The following is a 21,991-nucleotide window of genomic DNA, read 5'->3' as shown; positions in this document are numbered from 1 at the left end:
TGGTACCAATGTGAAAAATTAGCATCGCCTATCAGCCGTCAATAAGACAAATAATTTACATTAGTATCAATTATTTACTACTATGAATGGGGGTGTTTACCGAAATAAATACTCTTTATCACTTCTATGTTACACCGTGCTGTCCTATTTATTAACAAAAGGTAAAGGAGATAGTTGAAAGCACAATGAGTATAGTATGATGACTGCTATACCCTTGGCGGTACTTAGCGAACCGTTATTCAAATACTCGTAGAGAGACAATAAAGAGAGTCAGTATGACAAAGTTGCGTGTTGCTCATAGCATCAAGGATGAAGAATCTACCAGTCAAAAACAAATATCAAAAAGACTTACAGTGGGGACGTTACGCATGAGTGCACTCAGCGTGGCGACCGCAGTGAGCGCGCTTGGTGTATCGCAAGTTGCCTGCGCGGAGCTGACGTGGGGTGATAACGAGAGTTACCAACAAGAAAGTAACTACCAGCAAAATTATCAGCAAGACACCAGTATTGATTCATTTATGGGTGCTGCAATTGCTGCAGACCGTGGTGACGTGAGCGCGCTCTATAACTATGAGCAAGTCATGAGCGGTGGTTTGTTTGCCATGTATCCTACTTATTGGCGTATGAATCTAGACCTGAACTCACAAAGCTCAGCGGCCGTTTCACAATTTGTGCGTCAGTATCCAGACACGGTGATGGCAGAAAAGTTGGTATCTGACTATGCTGAAACTAAGGCTGGTTCTAATGATTATGCCTCGGTCAGACAAGTGGCGAATCTCATCACCAATGCAGACGCAAGCGAGCGCTGTGCGGTTGCGCTTGGGTTCAACAATGGCGGTGATACCATGCGTGCTATGGCAGCCAAATCTGATGTTTGGCTGACTACCAAAAAGCAGCCCGCGTTGTGCGATCAGTTAGCGATGGAGATGAACAACAACGCGCTGATTAGCAATCAGGATCGCGCTTCTCGTCTCAAGCGTATGCTACGCACTGGCAAAACAGGCGATATCATGGCATTGTCCTCACGCCTAGGTACTCCGATTGCTTATTCGGCGCTGAGCGAAATTCAGCTTAATCCATCATCATTTTTTAGTCGATTTGGCCGTGAACCTGCCAGCCAGACCAATCAATACCTGTATTTATACGCAATCGGCCGAGTCGCTGATAAGTCTTATCGCGAGGCGGCGATCCAGTTAGAGTTTGATATTAGACAAGACAATCAGCGCTCAGTCAGACTATTAAACGACGAAACCCGCCACTATGCGTATCGTACGCTTGGCGTCAAGCGCATGAACCACAATACAGATGATGGCTTTAATGCTGAAGCAGTGGAGTGGTTTCGCAATAGCTTAGACAATGATTTTAACTTTGAAGAAGCAGAAGATTATGCCATGGCGGCGATTCGTTTCGGTCGCTGGGATGACGTCGTAGAAGCCATCTCAAAAATGGATGGAGAGACTCAGAAAGAAAGCCAATGGCAGTATTGGCTGGCTCGTGCTTATGAGCAATCAAGCGATAGTAGCAAGCGCAATACTGCCAAAAAAATGTATCAAAATATCGCAAAAAGTAATGATTACTATGGCTTAATGGCAAAAGATAGAATAGGTCAACGTTTCGATGCTAGCCGTCTCGGTGGTAGTAACCTGCCTAATGTCAGTACCGCTGACCGCGCTCGTGTCATGCAAGATGGTAACTTTGCTCGAGCTTTTGCCTTGTACAATTCTGATGCTAGCCGAGGGTATGCCAACCGCGAATGGAACTGGGCAGTAAAACAAGCACGTGATAAGCGTGATGACAACTTAATCATTGCTGCTGCTCGTCAGGCTTATGATATGGGCTGGCTCGATCGAGCGATCTATGCGGTGGACAATACTGATAGAGTCGATAGCTTAGCGCTTTCGCATCCAATGCCGCATCAGAGTGCAGTCGTACGTTATAGCGAGTCAGCGGGCATTGATCCAGCGTGGGCTTATGGCATCATGCGCCAAGAGAGTCGTTTTGTGACCTCTGCGCGCTCAAATGTTGGCGCTAGTGGCTTGATGCAGGTTATGCCTGATACTGCAAAATACATTGCTCGTAATCTGGGCGAGACTTATAGTGCGAGCCGTGCCAATAGTGGCGATACCAATATCCGTTATGGCACATGGTACATGGGTGATATCTTAGGCAAGCTCAACTATCAGCCAGTATTGGCAACGGCAGGTTACAATGCCGGTCCCAACAATGCCAAACGCTGGCAGCCACTCTATGGCTCTATCGCCGCAGATCAGTACGTTGAGTCGATTGCATTTCCTGAAACGCGCAATTACGTCAAACATGTGATGGAAAACGCCACTATCTATAGTAGCCTTTTAGGTCGTAGTCAGCCAATCAGTCAGCGTATGGGTACAGTGCCTGCTTCATTTTAGCCAGTGATGTTATAGACAATAAACCACTAATAATTTTTTGTTAGTGGTTTATTTTTGTACACTAGATTGTTTGACCAGTGATGAATGACTTTATAGACCGTTATTTTATATGTAGTCGTTTATCAGTTGTTTCATACATAATCATCTGATAAATACCTGTCTGATCAATACGCAATTCTTGACGAAGGCGACAACGTTTACGTTTCTGCTATAGATTAAAAAAGACGTTTTGTTAACATTACTTTAGTTAGTGTCCATATTTTTTCAGCCTTACTCTGAAGTTGTGCCATGTTTGATGTTTTGGACACGGTGATTCGAGTAGTATTCTATGTTTTACCACTGCTAATTACCTTCAGTCTTATGATCAAAAATTTTTTCAAACTGTCCGTATTGTCAAGAGCTAGATATTCATTACCGACTCAAGCGCAGCCGTTATTACATATGAGAGCACAACTAAACGCAAAAGTTAAAACATCCAATTCTTTAGAGCAGTTTCGTACGAATTTGATAGGCAGGCAACACATGAATAACATTAATACGACTGCAAGTTTCGGTGCCTTATTACTTATACAAGGCCTCATGCTGATGCCAGCACATGCTGCTAGCACGAATAAAACAGGTCAGCGCGTATTGATGATCGAGATGACACCTGCATTATGTAGTATGCAGCCGACCAGAGCCCGCATGCGCCAGTGTCTAGAAGGGTATTCATTGACAGTGTCAGGTTTAGACATGGGATACGGTGAGCGTTGTGGCCGCGGTAGTGAACCGCGATTAACGCCTCTACAATTAAAAGTCGTCAACCGTATCATGCCCGACACAACAGTACGCAGCCAAACGTGGCAGCGTTACGGCGCTTGTAGTCCACTCAGTGCGAGCAGTTACTTTCGGCAAATCACCAACTATGCAGGCGGGCTAAAGTTACCCAATGAGCTAAATACGGGTAACAGCTATACGGTTTCTAAATCACGGTTTATCAGTCAAATGACACGTCTGAACAGTGGCATGTCATCGAGTAGTGTTGATCTTATCTGCCAAGAAGGCAGTCGCCGTCAGTCAATCCTGACTGATATACATGTCTGTTATGAAGGCAGCCGTTTTGACTCTTGTCAAAATGTTGTAGATAATTGCGGTAGCCAATTTATCATTTCAGGGGGCAGATAGGCTTTTTTTGTCCATTTCTTATATGCATTTTTTAGTCTCATTCCCATTGCTGCTCGATCATGTTTGGCAATATTAAACGTCTGTTTTTGTCGAAATATCATCTCATCGAGCAACGATAAAACGTACTTCGTAGTGCTACAACCTTTTATCCATAGGCGCTAAGCCTATATCAGATTCCTTCCGTATAAAATGTAACAATATAGTCCCTGGTGGGTCTATTACTGTATCTAGACGGTCAATAGGCTGAAGTGCTACACTAGCTCTCGGTTTATACATGCTGTTCTGCAGCGAACAAGTCGATATCTAAAACGATAATCATCAATTAGAATCATAAGCTACATAATCATTAATTAGGGAGTATTCAATGTCAATGAAACAGCCTTTACGTGTTGCCGTCACTGGTGCCGCTGGTAACATCAGCTACGCGATGCTATTTCGTATTGCATCTGGCGAGATGCTAGGTAAAGATCAGCCAGTTATTTTGCAATTACTTGAAATCACGCCAGCGCTTGACGCCCTAAAAGGTGTGGTTATGGAGCTAGAAGATTGCGCATTCCCACTATTGGCGGGTATTGTCCAAACTGACGATGCTAATGTTGCATTCAAAGATATCGATTATGCTTTACTGGTTGGTGCACGTCCTCGTGGCCCAGGTATGGAGCGTAAAGATTTGCTAGAAGCCAACGCTGCGATTTTCTCAGCGCAAGGTAAAGCATTGAACGAAGTCGCTAGCCGTGATGTAAAAGTATTGGTAGTCGGTAACCCTGCCAACACCAACGCACTTATCGCTCAGCGCAATGCACCAGATATTGATCCACGTAACTTTACGGCAATGACTCGTCTAGACCACAACCGTGCTATGGCACAGTTGGCTGGCAAGACTGACAGCACAGTTAATGACGTGAAAAAAATGATCATCTGGGGCAACCACTCATCAACTCAGTATCCAGATCTAACCACTTGTACGGTAAATGGTAAGCCTGCGCTAGATCTTGTTGATCGTGACTGGTACGAAGGTACTTATATCCCAGAAGTACAGCAGCGCGGTGCAGCAATCATTAAAGCTCGCGGTGCATCATCTGCGGCCTCTGCTGCCAATGCTGCTATCGCACATATGCGTACATGGGCACTAGGCACTGATGAGAACGATTGGGTATCTATGGGTGTTTACTCAAACGGCGAATATGGTATCGCTGAAGGCCTTATCTACTCATTCCCTTGCACTTGTACTAACGGCGATTGGTCTATCGTAGACGGCGTTGATGTATCATCAGATTTCTCTAAAGAGAAAATGGCTGCCACTGAGCAAGAGCTTAGCGAAGAGCGTGATGCAGTAGCACATCTACTACCATAAGATGTAGCCTTTATATTGCTAGCTCAAGCTAGGTGATAAGTAGAAAAAACATAAAAAAGCCCTCTTAGATATGAGGGCTTTTTTTGTGCTTGTGATATTAAGCCAAATGGCAATAGGATAAGTGTGGGTGACCTCATCTACAATTTCAAATGGCCATGTGCCGATTACCGTTAATACAATTGATAACGTTAGATAAACGTGGATTAACAGCTATTAGATTAAAGCTTGCTACAATAAACGTGTTAATTTGAATAATAACTATGATTTTACACGTACTATTTAAGGAGAAAAGTATGTTGGGTGAACCAGAATATAATATGAATGAGCTATTTGCTCAGTTAGGTTTAGAGAGCTCTGATGAAGCAATTGATAAGTTTATCGAAGATAATCAATTAGCAAAAGAAGAAAAGTTAACAGAATCTGATATTTGGAATGACAACCAACGCATGTTTTTGCAAGAAGAATGGAGCAAAGATGCGGTATGGGTAGAGACAATTGATGAATTGAATGTTCGTCTGCACCCTGATGCTTAATAACGCATAGAATCAATATAAAGAACCCCACGATACTGATAGTATTGTGGGGTTTTTTCGTAGATAAAGTAACATCAAATACTATATTTGATGGTTACGCCATTCAAGTAGATCAGCGACATCTTGGTTAATACCATTTTTCAATGCTTCCAAGCCATCGTAGCGACGCTCACCATGTAAGAAGTGCAAAAAGCGCACTTCTACACGCAGTCCGTATAGATCAGCCTGCAACTCTGGAAAATGTACTTCTAGTCGCCAGTCATCACCCTTATCAACCGAAGGCCTTTTGCCTATATTGGCCGTGCCAAACAAGCTATGTGAACGTAACCCTACAACACCCGTATTACCGTCAGTAGCAAGAGTAACGAGACCATCAGGAATGACGTCACCATTGTCATCCAAGCTCACGACATCCACTGCAAAAATACCATGCAGCGCAGGTTTTAGTCGCTGCAAATCGATATTTGCTGTAGGGAAGTCTATCGTTCGACCGATTTGGTCACCACGGACAATCAACCCCGTGATAGCGTAATCACGCCCAAGCAATCTGTTGGCAGTATGAATATCGCCTGCTAATAATAAATCACGAACACGCGTAGAGCTGATCCGTACATCATCGTTGCTCGTACTAACAATATCGTTGCTACTAGTACCGCCATGATCAGTACTGCTATCAGTGACCGTATGCAAGTTAGTCACATCCAAACCATAACCGCGCAGAAACTGACTATCACCAGTACGATCATGTCCAAAACGAAAGTCGTCACCCAGTACCAATGCTTTTACATTAAGACGCTTGGCCAGTATATCTGCAAATGCCTGCGCTGAGAGTGAGCGAAAATCGGTGTCAAACCCTGCCACAATTAAGGTCTCAACCCCATACTCTGCTAGTAGTGCCTGCTTTTCTGCTAGATTGGTCAGACGTGCAGGGGCTTTGGCCGGCGCAAAAAACTCACGCGGTTGCGGCTCAAATATCATGACTGCTGCGGTAAGATTTTTGGTGCTTGCGATATCACGCGTTTGTGCCAGCATCGCTTGATGACCAAGATGCACGCCATCAAAATTACCGATACTGAGTACACAAGGCGGCAACTCTACTGAGCTATCGCCAGTAGATGCGGCGCTTGGTGAGGCAATCAGTTGCTCAAGAAAATAGGTTTTCATAAGTTTTCAGCTATGATAAGACCAGATAAAAAACGAAAAAACACATCTATACTCAAAATCGATGTGTCTAAAACTAGCCATTATAAAGTAAAATAGCCGCACTAACATCCTATAGTCTATGGATAATGCAAGTATGGCCTACCTAGAACGCCTGTTTTCTATGAGTCTAAAGGTCTGCACCTTTTTGTGTTACCCGTGTGACTGTGATGAGTAATGCCAAAAAATATAAATAAATATGGAGATCTTATGTCTGATGTTGCCTTGAACGCTACTACAACTGAGTTATTACTACATCAGCTAACCGATCAGTTTGTTGTGCAGCGCGCGAGTAGAGAAGATCTAGCAGAAGTCTTAGCAATCTATAATCAAAGTATCCCTGGTAAACAGGCCACGGCAAACTTAGCATTAGTAACGGTCAATGAGCGTGCAGCTTGGTTTGACGAACACTTACAGAGTGGGACCAGACCGATTTATGTAGTAAAGGCATTGCCTGAACAAAACCATCAGGAAGAGCGTACAAAACCACCCATAGTTGCATGGGGTAGCTTTAGTGATTTGTATGCGCGTACTGCGTATCATATCAGCACTGAGATCAGTATTTATCTGAATAAAGACTACCAGGGTAAAGGGCTGGGTAGTCTATTGACGCACTGGATGTTGACGCAAGCGCCAAGTTTGGGGATTAACAATATCGTTGCGCTTGTTTTCGCTCATAATAAGCCAAGTTTAGGACTGTTCCATAAACTTGGCTTTGAGCAATGGGGATATATGCCAGAAGTGTGCGATATGGATGGGTTTATCGCTGATGTTGTGATGCTTGGCAAAAAAGTAACCTTAGATGACAATGTGTAAAAAGCCTGAATCGCCTTAACCCAAAATCTTCCATTGGCCTTTTATCTTTTGTAGCTGGTAGGTCAATGGCGCAGGTTCGCTCTGTCCTTTTAGCATCAGCTCACCTGTGATAGTAGCACGAGTTTTGTCGTCATTATATTGGGTGTCCGTGATAGTAACGCCTTCAACAGTTTGCTGAAATGCTGATTGAGTATTGGCAAGCTCTTCCTCAAAATTTGCCATATCGACTTGGTAGTATGATACGGCGTCTTTTACCTCACCATAATACAAACTGTTCAATGCTTTTTTGACCGTGTCCTCTGGCGTGCCCGCTTGAGTCGGATTGGTTACTAGGCTTTTTTGTGTGGTTGAAGCAGTAACTGGGTTGATATTGTCATCATCGATCATGGTTTCGTTTTCAGCATCATCTGATACTACTGCCGTATCGCTAGCACTACCCACTGTATCTTCTTGTTCAGACATGGTCTCGTCTGAAGTATCTGAAGTATCTGCGGCAGCCGCTATCTCTTCGTTATCTGTAGTGGTTTCAGTATTGTTAGCAGTATCTACGTCGGCAGAATCATTATTGCTACAACCGCTCAGCAGTAGTCCAGCGCTCAGCAGGCCAGTGATCAGTAAAAACGGTAAGCGCTGAATAGGCTGTTTTGTTGTCATATCAAACCTCATGTTTCGTTTATTTATTCATAACCAATTATGACAACTAACCGTCGCACGCATTGTCATTTCTCATGAGAAGCTTGTTTTGGTTTGGTAAGCCAATTATCAACTTCTCTGGAGTTTGGTTTATATGCACGTTGACCTATCCATGTTTTAGCTGGCGAGGGCGGAAGCCTGTTGCCAACAATACCACGCCATAGACGAGCGCTCCCACGACACACATAATTATGAGGGCAATGATACGTTGCCACTGAGCATCATTGGTGGGGAAGTAGGGCAGCATGAGATAAAGGACGCCAATCATAGAGGCAGTCGCAATGGCAAACTGTGTAAACAGTTTTTTCCAATGAGATCCAAAACGGAAAATATTGCGTTTGTGTAAGAAGTAATACAACAAACCTGCGTTTACGAACGCAGCACCAGTCGTAGCTAGCGCTAAGCCACCATGTAATGGTATCTCTAAAAAGTAAAATATCCCAATAAAGATCACACTAAAGACCATATTGGCAATGACAGAGATGATGCCGATTTTTACGGGGGTTTTGGTGTCTTGACGTGCAAAGAAAGCGGGCGCAAAGATTTTGATCAACATGAATCCTAATATACCGCCTGCCATACTACGTAGGGCGAGCGAGCTCATCTGTGCATCACGTAAGGTGAACTCACCGCGTAAGAATAGCGCCTGCATCAATACATCTGCGAGCACAAATAGTGCAGCCGAAGCTGGGATACCCACCAAGATGATTAGGCGAGCTGCCCAATCGATGGTCTTTTTGAAATTGACATCGTCTTTTTGGGCTTCGCTTTTGGATAGACTCGGTAATATGACCGTACCAATCGCTACGCCGATTAATCCCAATGGTAGCTCGCTCATACGCTCGGCGGCGTAGAGCCAAGAGACCGACCCACCAATCATTAATGATGCAAAAACCGTATTTAATAACAAGTTAATCTGGGTGACAGACACACCAAAGATAGCGGGCAGCATCAATTTTAAAATACGGCGTACCCCTTCGTGCTGAAAGTCAATCTTGGGCGCGACCAGTAGTTTTTGTTGCCATAGCTGCGGCAGTTGTATCAAGAATTGCAGTAAACCTGCGATTGCCACGGCATAGCCAAGCGCCATAATGGGGGTATCAAACATCGGCGCAAAAATCAGCGCAGCACCAATCATACATAAATTCAATAGCACAGGGGCAAAGGCAGGTGCTGCAAAACGGCCGTAGCTCTGCAAAATACCACTCGCAAAAGCCGTCATAGAGATGAATAGCAAATAGGGAAAAGTGAGGCGAAGCAATTCAGCAGTGATAGCAAACTTGTCGGGCTGATCAGCAAATCCAGGGGCAAACAATGTGACTACCCAAGGCGCGATCAAGATGACCACTACTGTCAGCATCGACAACACCATCAGCAGTGCGCCTGAGGTGCGACTGACTAAAATCTGTACCTGTTGCAAGCTGTATTTTTCTTTGTACTCAGACAGTACGGGTACAAACGCTTGGCTAAAAGCGCCTTCGGCAAACAGTCGTCGCAAAAAGTTTGGGATTTTGAAGGCGACCAAAAAGGCATCCATCAACCCACCAGCCCCAAAAACGCCTAACAATACAATATCGCGTACCAAACCCAAAATACGAGACAACATGGTCATGCTACTGACTACCATGGTTGAACGAAATAACCGACTTTTTGCCATGAGAACCTATCTTGCCAATGTGTTTATAGGGTTGTGTACGAGATTGTATACTGACTTGCTACTGCAAAAAACTGACGAATTATAGCACTTTCATCACTGAGATAAATGGATTGGGTATGGAAATCATTCTTATCACAGGGCGACGCTGCTCTAAGATGATTCGGCAACCAGCTGCCGCAACCTTACCCATTCAAAATAATCACCAGGATCCGTTTTGCGTCCCGGCGCAATATCACTATGACCTGTCAAATGTCGCTGTGTTTTGGGGTAGGCGTTATAGATAGCCGCGACTACCATTGCAAGCGTCTCATATTGAACAGAAGTAAAGGGCACAAAATCTGACCCTTCAAGCTCGATGCCAATGCTATAATCATTACATTCAGGTCGACCCAAGTAACTCGACCGTCCAGCATGCCACGCACGTTCGTTGAAATTGACAAACTGGGTGATAGCGCCATTACGCTCGATAAACAGGTGTGCTGATACTTCTGCCCCTTTGATCGTCTGAAAGTAAGGGTGCGCATCCCAGTCTAGTTGATTGGTAAACAACGCTTTTACGTAATGTAAGTCATTAGAGTCACAAACCCCAAATTCGTTTGGTGGTAGGCTGATGTTGTGAATGATAATCGCATCGACATTGACATCTTGTGGTCGACTATTGTAGTTCGGCGAAGTCAGCCACGTTGCTGCGGATAATAAACCGTCTGTAATGGTCATTGGCGACGTAAATGATGTGGCGTTTGATAAAGTGGGCATGACGCTCTCTTTTTGTAATAGTATTCATAGTAGTGTGATAGATGACCTATCGAAGTAGCCGTCAGATATCTTTTTATCGAATGGGCTTCAATGATAGTAGGCTGTCTATGTTATCGGCGTCCCTGAGCCAGTAGATCTTAGGCACGCTAATAACGTGTAAATAATGGCGTCTAAGTAATAACGTATGAGGGCTTGCCTCATATCCATAGAACTAACGTTCGTGTTTGGAGATTGTAATCTGATGAGACTTAACCCGCGAGCACCATTATCCTTGGCAGTAGCAGCGTTACTACTCTCTGCACCCGCACAGGCATTTTTGCCAACGCCTTTATCTGTCATAGAGGAAGATCTACAGTCATCTGAATTACCCACTACTGACTCAAATGCTACTGTACCTATCCAGATGGCATATCCGGATGAGGCTGTGCAGGGTGCTCAAAATGATATTGATTCTGGTTCCAGTATAACGACAGAGCAGCTACTTTCAACATGGCGTAAGCAGGTAAAAACTGACAATTTAGCACAGCATACAACATGGCGACGTATGTTGTACTTCTATGATGACCAAAACCGTATTTTTGCAAAAAAGCAAACGAAGAGTATGGTTGATGATCCAAGCTTCTTTTTGAGCACGCGCGGTCAACAAGATGCAGCAGCGGAGCTAGATGCTACGCTCGTAGCTCTTGCAAAAGAAACGACATCTCCTATCCATAGTAACCAAGTCACTACTGAAACTCATATTCAAGCGAATAACGATTCTGTTCTGTGCCGTTTTCCAGCGCGAGTGGCATGGCTAAAAGAAACGTTAGCTATTGATAATGCGCGTCTATCGGCTGAGTGTCCAGAGCTGGATGATTGGATGTCGACATTGGCACCTGAGCAGCTATCCATTGTATTTGCTGAGGAGTATTTGGACAACCCACTCTCTGCTTTTGGTCACACGCTACTGCGTATTGATTCAAAATTGAGCGTAGCAGACCCCAATCAGATCAGTCAGGCGTATGCACTCAACTATACGGTTGATGGTGATCCAGATGATAGCTTTCCAGTTTATGCGACCAAATCTATGATAGGTCGTTATGACAGTGCTATAGAGATTGATCCTTATCCAGAAAAGCTGGCAAAGTATCTACAAGACGATGAGCGTGATACGTGGACGTATCAATTGAATCTCACGCCTAGTGAAGTACAACAGATCATGCGCCATGTGTGGGAAACCAAAGAGCTAAAAATGCCGTATTACTTTACTACGGACAACTGTTCCTCTGAGATTTTACGACTTATCGACGTGGTTCGCCCGCAGCAGAGTCTGTTGAATGAAATGGCTTATGTTGTCGTTCCCTCCGATGTGGTTCAACTGTTAGGTAAACAGAACCTTTTGGCAAGTACCATGTACACACCTGCCGATAATACCTTGCGACAAGCGCAGATCAACGAGAAAAACTCAAGCCCTAGGCAATTAGGCTATCAAGATAGTACCAGGCAAACACTTGACCAAATAAAGTCTGCAGAGCTCAATGCTATATCGAGTATGTCAGACGACAATCAGGCATTACTCAAGCGTCAAATCGAGCCGTCAGATAATAATCCAGTAGACAGGCATCCACTACAGCTTGGCACTATCGGTATAGGGCAACGCGGCGATGACGACTATGTTGATATTGGGTTTAGAGCTGGGTTTCATGATACGCTTGACCGTGCTTCAGGGTATCCGCAGTTTTTTAATTTAGAAGGTTTGGCGGCGACAGTGCGTCTATATGACACCGATGATAACAAACCCAATCAACCAGAGCGTGTGGTCTTACAAAACGCCACCTTGATTCGAGGACGCTCTTTTAATCCTGTCAATTCTGCCAAAAAAGGCAAAACTTGGGGCGCGAGTATCGAGGCGACGCGAGTGAATGATGGGTCACAAGATGCGGGCACGGACCATTTGGTTGGTAGTGTGGGTTATGAGACAGGTTGGTCTTGGGCATTTGGCACACCTAGCACAGGTACGGGTGAGATGCCGCCGCAGCTATGCTATACGTTTTTGGCGGGTACCGCGCAAGCAGGGCGAGGTCTCAATAAAGGCTTTCGCGTAGGGGCTGGTATCAATGCGGGCTGTCGTTATCAGATTAACAATCAGTTACGTGCGCAAGCTGAATTACAATTACCATATTGGTATCATGGCAACAGCGCTGAGTCTGACGTTCGAGGTCATTACTGGCAGCCGATATCAAGCCTTGGGCTACAATACGATATCGATAAAAAACAAGCCTTACGTATCAATGCCAACTACGACTGGCAGGAGCGCGTCGATGCTAATGATGACATACAACTGTCGTACAGACGGTACTTTTAAACCTTGGGTTAGTTAAGTATTGATATAAAAAAAGTCGATGCTAAGCGCTGTAGTAATTTTATTGGTAAGGGTTACACTAAAAGGAAAACGCTGCATGAGCACGCACAATTTACTAATTATTGGACAGGGTGATATCGGCCTACCAGTCACTAATGCCCTTGCACGAGAAGGTTGGTCTGTGACGGGACTTGCGCGCAGTGAGCGTCAGCATTATGATTTGGTGGATAGCGCTAATTTTTTGCAAGCGGATGCATTGACCTTGACCGCGGAGCAGTTAGACCCATTCACTCACATTGCTATTATCGTCACCCCTGATGAGTATTCAGCTAGCGGCTATCACGATAGCTATTTGGCAATTAACCAGCATCTGGCAACCCTTGCCTCAAAATTAGTCAACCTTGAGCGTGTGGTATTTATTTCCTCTACTGGTGTCTATGGACAGGATAGTGGTGAGTGGATTGATGAGCATACTGTATCCATCACGCCTGCGCGCGATGCATCAAAGGTTATGTTGCAAGCAGAGCAAGCACTGCAGCAAGGCTTTGGTAATAAGGCGATTATTATCCGTCCAAGTGGTATCTATGGGCGCGCGCGACTTATGCGTCTACGCAAAGCTCGCGAATCACAAAAAGAGCCAGTAGCCGCCGCGCACTGGAGTAACCGTATTATGGACCGTGATTTGGTCACTATTATCTCCAATGTATTGAAGATAGACGCGCCAAAGCCGCTTTATATTGCGACAGACTATCGGCCTGTGACTACCTTTGAGCTTGGCGTTTGGCTGAGTGAGCAAATCGGCGAAACAGCACCTGCTATTGATGATAAAAAGTCATCAGTGACAGGAAAACGCTTGCACAGCAATATTCCGTTAGCTTGGCTTGAGTACGCTGACTGGCAGATAGGGTATCGTGATATTTTGGATCATCAACAGTAAGTTCTTAAGGACATTTGAATGCTTTCAAATGTAATATAGCCGTTTTGTTCACTCGCTCTTACTTGTTTTATATTTTATAGTCTATGGAGATTTCATGACCCAGCCTTCTACTTCTGATAACCGCTTATCTAATGCTAATAGTGCAGCAGAAGGCGGTAAGCTTGCAGAAGGTCATGTCCAAAAACAGACTGAGCAATCGTCTCTGCTAGCTGACTCGCACCAGCCTGCGATTGTCCATCCCAACTTTGATCCCAAACGATCGCCTCTTGATCCTGCTCGCCCCCTAAGTGATATTCCTGAGCCTGCGCGTCGCCTAGATGGTCAACTGCGTCGGCTTTATGGTAACTCGACGCGTTTTTATCAGCCGACTGAGTCCAGCTTGTCGAAGTGGGAGCTAATAGCATCAGAAGCGTTGGCCGAGCATTTGTCACTACTTAGTGCAGCACAGCTCATCGAGCTACCTGATAGTTTTTATCAGAATCACAGTGAGCAGCCATTAGTATCACCGTTATCGGGTATGACATTACTAGATATGTCAGACATTCAGCAGGCGATTCGCGCCTATCCAAAGCTGCATCGCTATGGGTTTGCACCTATTGATAGTGCCGCAAAGACTGAGCCAGATAACGATAGCAGCGCTAATGAGCCTTCAGCCTCTCTACGAGCACTAGTAAAGCGTTACAATCCTGATGAGCTGTTGAGCAGTATGTATGCAGATGACTGGCAAGTGATTTTGCATCCACAGCAGTTTGAGACAGGTGAGGGCAGCTTGGTCACGGATATTATGGCATGTAGCGTCGCTGTCCATGTGCTTAAGCAATGTGATACCCGTAAAAGTATCAATCACAGTTATAGTGCCGCGCAAATCTGCCAATACGTGCGCAGTTATTTGCTCAGTCAAATCGTTTGTGAGCCTGCGCAGCAACATGCGTATCGCCAGATTCGAGTATTTGCAGGACACATCATTGCTGCTGCATATCACTTGGGTTGGGAAATACAAGTACGCGCAGACGGTCAGAGCTACTTTAACCTCTCGTCGCGTAGTGGTTTATTGACTCGCTATGCCAACATGCAGGATTATGAAATCAACGGTTGGTCAAGCTGACCAATAATGCGTACAATAATGCCAGTTTTTTGCCCCTCTTTTTACTGATAGGAATGTAATAATGCCTCACGCACCATACCAGCAAGATACTATGTTTTCATCTCATCAATTTATTCAGTTGGCTTTAGATAACCATGTGCTAAAGTTTGGTGAGTTTGTCCTCAAATCTGGTCGCATCAGCCCGTACTTTTTTAATGCAGGTCTGCTTGCGACTGGCGAGATGTTATCGCTGCTAGCACGTGGTTACGCAGACGCGTTAGCAGAGCAAGTGTGTGCAGCAGATGACAAAAACGATGAGCAAGAGTTGGTCATCTTTGGTGCGGCTTATAAAGGTATTCCTTTTGTCGCGGCGACCGCGCAAGCGTTGTGGCTACACCATGGTATTAACGCCAAATGGGGTTACAACCGCAAAGAAGCCAAAACCCATGGTGAAGGTGGTAATTTAGTGGGTGCAGATGTGACTGGCAAAGCGGTATGGGTACTCGATGATGTCATTACAGCAGGCACAGCCATGCGTGAAGTGGTCGAGATCTTGGAGCAGGCAGGTGCCAGTGTTGCGGGTATTATTGTTGCGCTTGATCGCAAAGAAAAAGGTCAAGCTGAACACTCTGCTATCCAAGAGCTTGCGGCGACACTAGAAGTGCCTGTACGTGCATTGGTTGATATCGATGACTTGATCAGTTATTTGGCAAGTGATAAAAGCCAGCATAAAGACGCGACCCAATTAGCCAAAATGCAACATTATCGTGAGCAGTACGGCGTATAGTTGAGCACTGAGTTTATTTCATATCAACAATATAACGTAAGTGAGCCTTACTATGAGTCAAACAATGAGCCAACAAAACCAAAAGAAACCGCTAAAGATCCTCGTTATTATGGATCCTATCGAGCGGGTCAATTATAAAAAAGACACCAGTCTCGCTATGATGTGGGCAGCTCAGGACCGTGGACATCAACTTGGTTACTGTCAGATTCATGACTTGTGGTTGGACCGTGGGCAGTTGATGATCGACACGCAGCCGCTTACCGTGAAGCGCGATCCTACAGATTTTTATACATTGGGCGATAAAGCAACAGGTCCGGTCAGTGATTACGATGTGATTTTGATGCGCAAAGATCCACCGTTTGATATGCGCTTTATCTACGCCACTTATATGCTTGATCATGCAAAAGCGGCAGGCGTGCTCGTGGTCAATGATCCGCAAGCCATCCGTGATTGTAATGAGAAGTTATTTGCGACATGGTTTAGTGAATATATGAGCCCAACGATTGTGACCAGCAAGCAGGCGCATATTCGTCAGTTTATCGCTGAACAGCAGGATGTCATCGTCAAGCCATTAGACGGTATGGGCGGTACAGGTATCTTTCGTCTAACTGCCGATAGTCCTAATATTGGCGTAACGATTGAGGTGCTAACGGAGCTTGAGACGTTGCCAATTATGGCGCAGCGTTATCTACCTGAGATCAAAGACGGTGACAAGCGTGTGCTAATCGTTGATGGGGTCGTGATCGATTATAGCTTGGCACGTATTCCAACCAAAGGCGAGACGCGAGGCAATCTAGCAGCGGGTGGTAGCGGTGTTGCCATGCCATTGACTGATATCGAGCGCCAAGTGGCAGAAGTGGTGGCACCGATTGTCAAAGAAAAAGGTCTGATGTTTGTTGGTTTAGACTTAATTGGTGGGCGCATCACTGAGATTAACGTCACTAGTCCAACATGTGTACGTGAGATCGACGACCAATGCGGTACTGATATCGCAACCGACTTTATCATGGCGATTGAAAATAAATTTACGGTATAGTTGCTCCCAGTTCAAGACGTATTCTGACGATACAACATCTATGTTTTGGCGTGAAATCAGTCATTGCTTCTTGATTGTTCATCAGTAATATATAGTACTCAGTCGTGCAAGCTCACGACTGAGGTTTTTGTTGTTTTTGCTGCACAAAGTACTGTATACAAGCCAATGATTTCCTCTATACTATGCGGGCTTTTGCCATGTCATTATTTTTGGTTAGTGGCATCGTAGCAGCAAGATAAACTCTTCATATAAATAAAGCAAAGATAGGCAGGCGTTCATGAAAACACCGCAGATATTGATGATGGCAGCTGGTACTGGCGGGCATGTTTTTCCAGCGCTTGCAGTAAGTGATGAGTTGACCCGTCGCGGCGCGGTGATTCATTGGTTAGGAACCCCAAATGGCATGGAAAATGGTTTGGTTGAACCGACAGGTTATCCTTTTCATGCCATCAATATGCAGGGACTACGCGGTAAAGGCGTTGGCCGACTATTAAAGCTACCTGTCACTCTGCTATCAGCGACGATGGCTGCTGTAAAAATAATTCGCAGTAATCAAATCGACGTGGTCGTTGGGTTCGGTGGTTATGTGAGTGCGCCGGGTGGTCTGGCTGCACGTCTGACCAGTACGCCGCTGATTATCCATGAACAAAACGCTATTGCTGGTATGAGCAACCGCTACCTGTCTAAGCTGTCTGCAAAGACACTGCAAGCCTTTGAGAGTACCTTTGCCAATAGTGAGCAGGATACCAAGCTTGAAACTGTCGGTAACCCTGTGCGTAATGCCATCACTGGGGTTGCAGAACCGGTAGTACGCTACGATGTGAGTGATAATGCACCGCTTAAACTATTAGTTGTGGGCGGCTCACTTGGTGCGCAAGTATTAAATGACACGGTACCAAAAGCGCTGGCTCTATTAGATAAGCCCTTCGAAGTCCTTCACCAATGTGGACGCAACAACGAAGCTGCCACGCAGGCGGCTTATAGCGAGCAAGATTTAAGCAAGCATCAATTTACCGTACAGCCTTTTATCAATGATATGGCCGCAGCCTACAACTGGGCAGATGTGATTGTTTGCCGTGCTGGTGCATTGACAGTGACCGAAATCCAAAATGTCGGTATTGCCGCTATATTTGTACCACTGCCGCATGCCGTTGATGACCATCAAACGGCGAATGCTCGCACGTTGACCTCACATGATGCGGCAATCTTATTACCGCAGTCTGAGCTGACCGCGACGCGTTTGCATGATGAGCTTGCGGTACTCAATCGCGACAACTGCCTAACAATGGCAAAAAAGGGTCATGCCTTAGCCAATCGTAGCGCAAGTCAGCAAGTCGCTGATATTATTTGGCAAGCGCTGTAGTTTACGCCTTGCCACCCGTTATTTTTCATTTATCACATTTTACTGTTCTTTAATTTTTATTATCCTTTAATAAAGAGAAAATTTTATGTCTACCTCTGCCAAAGCCTTGCCTAAGCGTTTGATTGAAATACCAGAAATGCGCCGTATTCAGCATTTACATTTTATTGGTATTGGTGGCTCAGGTATGTGCGGTATCGCTGAGGTAATGAACAACCAAGGCTATCAAGTGAGTGGTTCTGATATTGCAGAGAGCTTAGTCACTAAGCGTCTACAGCAGATTGGTATTGAGATATCAATTGGTCATGATTCCAAAAACATCGCTAACGCTGATGTGATTGTCGTGTCATCAGCAATTGATCGCAGTAACCCTGAAGTGAAGGCAGCGCTTGAAGCGCGTCTACCGGTAGTACGCCGTGCTGATATGCTTGGTGAATTGATGCGTTATCGTCATGGTATTGCAGTTGCAGGCGCTCATGGTAAAACGACGACGACCAGTTTACTTACCACGATGATGGCAGAAGGGCAGTTAGATCCTACTTATGTGATTGGCGGTAAGCTAAATGCTTCTGGTAAAAATGCAGCGTTAGGTAGCAGCCGTTTCTTGGTAGCAGAAGCAGATGAGTCTGATGCGTCATTTTTATCATTGCGCCCGATGGCAGCAATCGTGACTAACATTGACCAAGATCACATGGAAACTTATGAAAACAGCTTTGATAAACTAAAAGCCGCCTACATTCAGTTTTTGCAGAATATGCCGTTTTATGGCTTAGCAGTGGTCTGCGGTGATGATCCTGAGCTGTATGCAATGATTGATGATATTGGCCGCCCTGTGTTGACTTTCGGACTTGAGCCTTTCAATGACGTACAAGCTATCGATTTGGTAACTGAAGGTACCAAAACACACTTTACTGTATTGCGCCGTGACCGTGAGCCATTGCGTTTGACGCTGAACATTCCTGGTACTCATAATGTCTACAATGCGCTTGCCGCTATCACGATGGCAACTGATGAAGGGGTGGATGATGCAGCGATTGAACGTGCGCTACAGAAATTTGAAGGGGTAGGACGTCGTTTTGAACAGCATGCTTCTGTAGATATCGATGATGGCAATGTCTTATTGATTGATGATTATGGTCATCATCCAAAAGAAGTCGACGCCACTATCAAAGCCGCGCGCCAAAGCTTCCCTGATCGTCGTTTGGTTATGCTGTTCCAGCCGCACCGTTATAGCCGTACTCGCGATTGCTACGATGATTTTGTTGATGTGTTATCAAGTGTGGACGAGCTACTACTATTGGATGTTTATTCGGCAGGTGAGAGCCCAATCACAGGCGCTGATACCAAATCATTAGCACGCAGTATTCGTCTGCGCGGTGAAGTTGAGCCAACGATTATTGATAAAGACAATCTAGCTCCTGTTATGCAGCGTTTATTAAAAGCCAATGATATGCTCATCACGCAAGGTGCAGGTAACGTGGGACAGATTGCTGTCGACTTGGCTGCCAATAACCTTTATATCAAGTAAGCTAAAACTTAGGAGCTGTCCTCATGACGACTAATAATAAAGACAATACAAGCAATCAGAACCAAGCCATTACCAATCCAGAGATGGCAATGGCCGCAGCTGCACAAGTAAAACAAGATAACGTTGATACTACGTCAAACAAAACAGACAACGTAACCTCTGTCAGTACGATAACCAGTCATGTAAAAGACGCGAAGCAGTTCGGAAAGGTTGCCGTCGTTTATGGTGGCAGTAGCAATGAGCGTAGTGTGTCTTTGGATAGCGGCGCTGCTGTATTGCAAGCACTTCAGAATCAAGGCGTCGATGCGACTCACTTTGATCCAAAGCATCAAGATATCACAGAATTACGTGAGTACGATCGCGTGTTCAACGTCTTACATGGTCGCGGCGGTGAAGACGGCTTATTACAAGGTGTACTGCAGTGGTTTGATATACCGCAGACCGGCTCAGGTATTTTGGCATCAGCATTGGGCATGGATAAAGTCCGTACCAAGCAGCTATGGCAAGGTTGCGGTTTATCGACTGCACCTTTCTCATTATTGACGGCAGACACAGATTGGCAGCAAGTGGTTAACATGCTGGGTCTACCGCTTATCATCAAACCCGTTCACGAAGGCTCAAGTATTGGTATGACGAAGGTCAACCATTTAGATGAGTTGCCTGCTGCCTATGCCACCGCAGTACAGTGCGGTGATGCTGTAATGGCTGAACGCTGGATCACAGGTCGTGAATTTACGATTGTGATTATCGATGATGAAGCTTACCCTGTCATCCGCCTTGAGCCTGCCGACATTACCAACTTCTATGATTTTGAAGCAAAGTACAATCGCAATGATACCAGCTACTATATTCCTTGCGGATTGACTGCTGCCGACGAAAAGCATCTACAAGATTTAAGTCTTGCTGCATTTCGTGCAGTGGATGCAAAAGGTTGGGGGCGTATTGATGCCATGCAAGATGAAGCAGGCAATTTCTGGCTACTAGAGATTAACACAGTGCCTGGTATGACTAGCCATAGCTTGGTCCCGATGGCAGCTAAAGCACGCGGCATGGACTTTGATACATTGTGCTGGCACATACTATCGCAGACAGTATAGTTATTCGCTGTTTAAGTCATTTGCGGTTCTATAGTTAGTTGTAGTTATATAGTCGTGTTTTTATCCCATACTACTAACCGTTATTAGCGTGTTCAACGTGTTGCTAAAGCTGCTATATCATAGCTTCATGTAAACTTGTGTAAATTCAAGGCTGCTAACGAGTGTTAGGCTATTGTTTGACTATGAAATACGTTAATATTGCAAGAATGGGTTTAGTTTAATAATATTTATCTCTGTGATAGAGATAACTCATAAGTTATTCATAACTTAAGAAAAATGTTACGTTTAAATAAGAATAATTGCAGTGTACGAGTCGTTTTATTGACAGACTTTGATAATATATCGAATGAATAGGCTTCTGCAAAGTGTATGCAGATTTATATCAATAATGAGCATGATCAGTTTTATGCAAATATAGGGACAAAGGTCGTTATGGCTCAAACTGTCAACGAGGTAACTGACTTGATGAGTGATAAAGCCGGTCGCCCAGTATCTAAAATCCAAATACCGAATCCGGTCAGATATCTTTTTATGATATTGGTAATAGGATTGCTAGTGCTGATATTGATAATGGGTGGCAAAGCACTGCGTGATGCACCGCCAGCTGAGATTCATGTCAGTAACCAAGGATTGTCTAGCGCCCAATATAACTCGTTGCAAACGGTGATGGATCAGCAAAAGGTCAGTAGTTTTTTTACTTCCGATCTACAAGCGTTGCGAGATATCACGACGGGTTTGGCCTGGGTTGATCAAGTGAGTATCTCTCGTGACTGGCAACGCGGTATTGTTGTTACCGCTTTACCGAAGCAAGCGGTCGCCAACTTTGGTACAGAACGTCTGGTCGATGCAAAGGGCGCTGTTTTTGTTCCCGCTGATAGTAACGATTTGACTCAGGAACGTTTTGCTACCTTACAAGGTGAGATGACTCAAGCACCAGTTATTATGCAACAAATGCAGCAGGTCAATGATTGGTATGCACCACTTGATATGCAAGTTGCCGATATTATCTTATCACCAAGAATGACGTGGTTGATTCGTTTTGATAATGGTTTACGCGTTATTGTTGATAATGAAAACACGGCGCAGAAGTTACTGAATCTAAGCCAGCTACTGGGTAATCAGTTAAGCGGCCGCCGCGATGAGATACAGTCGGTAGATTTACGTTATAAAAACGGCTTTACCATAGCTTGGGATATGTCAGCATCACCTGTTGAGGAATCAGAACAACCACAGTAGCACT

18 protein-coding genes are annotated in these 21,991 nt (G+C 44.9%); 14 read left to right on the top strand and 4 right to left on the bottom strand.

Annotation, left to right across the window (positions count from 1 at the left end; all coding sequences use genetic code 11):
* Positions 1 to 275: 275 nt before the first annotated feature.
* From AC5JPT_RS07000 to AC5JPT_RS06985, 4 genes are all read left to right on the top strand, one after another.
* Positions 276 to 2,408: a lytic transglycosylase domain-containing protein gene (locus AC5JPT_RS07000; RefSeq protein WP_493857599.1), complete on the top strand. Its 2,133-nt coding sequence runs from the start codon at positions 276 to 278 to the stop codon at positions 2,406 to 2,408.
* Between the two features lie 522 nt (positions 2,409 to 2,930).
* On the top strand, positions 2,931 to 3,572 hold the full coding sequence (locus AC5JPT_RS06995; protein WP_319051396.1) for a T2 family ribonuclease: 642 nt from the start codon (positions 2,931 to 2,933) through the stop codon (positions 3,570 to 3,572).
* Positions 3,573 to 3,936: 364 nt separating this feature from the next.
* Positions 3,937 to 4,926 (top strand): malate dehydrogenase, encoded by a 990-nt coding sequence (locus tag AC5JPT_RS06990; RefSeq protein ID WP_493857598.1) that lies wholly within the window; start codon positions 3,937 to 3,939, stop codon positions 4,924 to 4,926.
* A gap of 293 nt (positions 4,927 to 5,219) precedes the next feature.
* Positions 5,220 to 5,459: a DUF2789 family protein gene (locus AC5JPT_RS06985; RefSeq protein WP_319051398.1), complete on the top strand. Its 240-nt coding sequence runs from the start codon at positions 5,220 to 5,222 to the stop codon at positions 5,457 to 5,459.
* Between the two features lie 81 nt (positions 5,460 to 5,540).
* Here the strand turns inward: AC5JPT_RS06985 and ribF are convergent, their stop codons facing one another.
* Positions 5,541 to 6,623 (bottom strand): riboflavin biosynthesis protein RibF, encoded by a 1,083-nt coding sequence (gene ribF, locus AC5JPT_RS06980; protein ID WP_493857597.1) that lies wholly within the window; start codon positions 6,621 to 6,623, stop codon positions 5,541 to 5,543.
* A 246-nt stretch (positions 6,624 to 6,869) separates the two neighbouring features.
* Between ribF and AC5JPT_RS06975 the strand changes: the two genes are divergently transcribed.
* Positions 6,870 to 7,475 (top strand): GNAT family N-acetyltransferase, encoded by a 606-nt coding sequence (locus AC5JPT_RS06975; protein WP_493857596.1) that lies wholly within the window; start codon positions 6,870 to 6,872, stop codon positions 7,473 to 7,475.
* Positions 7,476 to 7,490: 15 nt separating this feature from the next.
* Here AC5JPT_RS06975 and AC5JPT_RS06970 read toward each other — a convergent pair whose 3' ends face one another.
* The 3 genes from AC5JPT_RS06970 to ampD all read right to left on the bottom strand — a co-directional run bounded on the left by AC5JPT_RS06970 (position 7,491) and on the right by ampD (position 10,581).
* Entirely contained in the window at positions 7,491 to 8,129 is a 639-nt protein-coding gene (locus AC5JPT_RS06970) for a hypothetical protein (protein ID WP_493857595.1), read from the bottom strand.
* Between the two features lie 145 nt (positions 8,130 to 8,274).
* The gene (murJ, locus tag AC5JPT_RS06965) at positions 8,275 to 9,825 is read right to left on the bottom strand and encodes a murein biosynthesis integral membrane protein MurJ (protein ID WP_493857594.1); all 1,551 of its coding nucleotides are present in this window, start codon (positions 9,823 to 9,825) and stop codon (positions 8,275 to 8,277) included.
* Positions 9,826 to 9,975: 150 nt separating this feature from the next.
* A complete protein-coding gene (ampD, locus tag AC5JPT_RS06960; protein WP_493857593.1) occupies positions 9,976 to 10,581 on the bottom strand; it encodes a 1,6-anhydro-N-acetylmuramyl-L-alanine amidase AmpD in 606 nt (201 codons plus the stop codon).
* A gap of 241 nt (positions 10,582 to 10,822) precedes the next feature.
* On the opposite strand from ampD, the gene AC5JPT_RS06955 reads away from it, so the two are divergent.
* The 9 genes from AC5JPT_RS06955 to AC5JPT_RS06915 all read left to right on the top strand — a co-directional run bounded on the left by AC5JPT_RS06955 (position 10,823) and on the right by AC5JPT_RS06915 (position 21,987).
* Entirely contained in the window at positions 10,823 to 12,925 is a 2,103-nt protein-coding gene (locus tag AC5JPT_RS06955) for an Lnb N-terminal periplasmic domain-containing protein (RefSeq protein WP_493857592.1), read from the top strand.
* A 94-nt stretch (positions 12,926 to 13,019) separates the two neighbouring features.
* Positions 13,020 to 13,859 carry an SDR family oxidoreductase gene (locus AC5JPT_RS06950; RefSeq protein WP_493857591.1) on the top strand — a complete coding sequence of 280 codons (840 nt, stop codon included), beginning with the start codon at positions 13,020 to 13,022 and terminating at the stop codon, positions 13,857 to 13,859.
* 94 nt (positions 13,860 to 13,953) lie between these two features.
* Positions 13,954 to 14,964, top strand: a complete 1,011-nt coding sequence (locus tag AC5JPT_RS06945; RefSeq protein WP_493857590.1) for a hypothetical protein — start codon at positions 13,954 to 13,956, stop codon at positions 14,962 to 14,964.
* A gap of 61 nt (positions 14,965 to 15,025) precedes the next feature.
* Positions 15,026 to 15,730: an orotate phosphoribosyltransferase gene (gene pyrE / locus AC5JPT_RS06940; RefSeq protein WP_493857589.1), complete on the top strand. Its 705-nt coding sequence runs from the start codon at positions 15,026 to 15,028 to the stop codon at positions 15,728 to 15,730.
* Between the two features lie 64 nt (positions 15,731 to 15,794).
* Positions 15,795 to 16,766, top strand: coding sequence for a glutathione synthase (gene gshB / locus AC5JPT_RS06935; protein ID WP_493858444.1), 972 nt, complete (start codon positions 15,795 to 15,797; stop codon positions 16,764 to 16,766).
* A gap of 277 nt (positions 16,767 to 17,043) precedes the next feature.
* Positions 17,044 to 18,129, top strand: coding sequence for an undecaprenyldiphospho-muramoylpentapeptide beta-N-acetylglucosaminyltransferase (gene murG / locus AC5JPT_RS06930; protein ID WP_493857588.1), 1,086 nt, complete (start codon positions 17,044 to 17,046; stop codon positions 18,127 to 18,129).
* An 85-nt stretch (positions 18,130 to 18,214) separates the two neighbouring features.
* Positions 18,215 to 19,654, top strand: a complete 1,440-nt coding sequence (murC, locus tag AC5JPT_RS06925; RefSeq protein WP_493857587.1) for a UDP-N-acetylmuramate--L-alanine ligase — start codon at positions 18,215 to 18,217, stop codon at positions 19,652 to 19,654.
* Between the two features lie 23 nt (positions 19,655 to 19,677).
* Positions 19,678 to 20,751 carry a D-alanine--D-alanine ligase gene (locus AC5JPT_RS06920; protein ID WP_443525742.1) on the top strand — a complete coding sequence of 358 codons (1,074 nt, stop codon included), beginning with the start codon at positions 19,678 to 19,680 and terminating at the stop codon, positions 20,749 to 20,751.
* 432 nt (positions 20,752 to 21,183) lie between these two features.
* Positions 21,184 to 21,987 (top strand): cell division protein FtsQ/DivIB, encoded by an 804-nt coding sequence (locus tag AC5JPT_RS06915; protein WP_493857586.1) that lies wholly within the window; start codon positions 21,184 to 21,186, stop codon positions 21,985 to 21,987.
* Positions 21,988 to 21,991 lie beyond the last annotated feature (4 nt).

Source organism: Psychrobacter sp. H26, from assembly GCF_059073035.1.
Note: the sequence above shows the minus strand (reverse complement) of the source record. Positions and strands in the feature narration are given on the sequence as shown.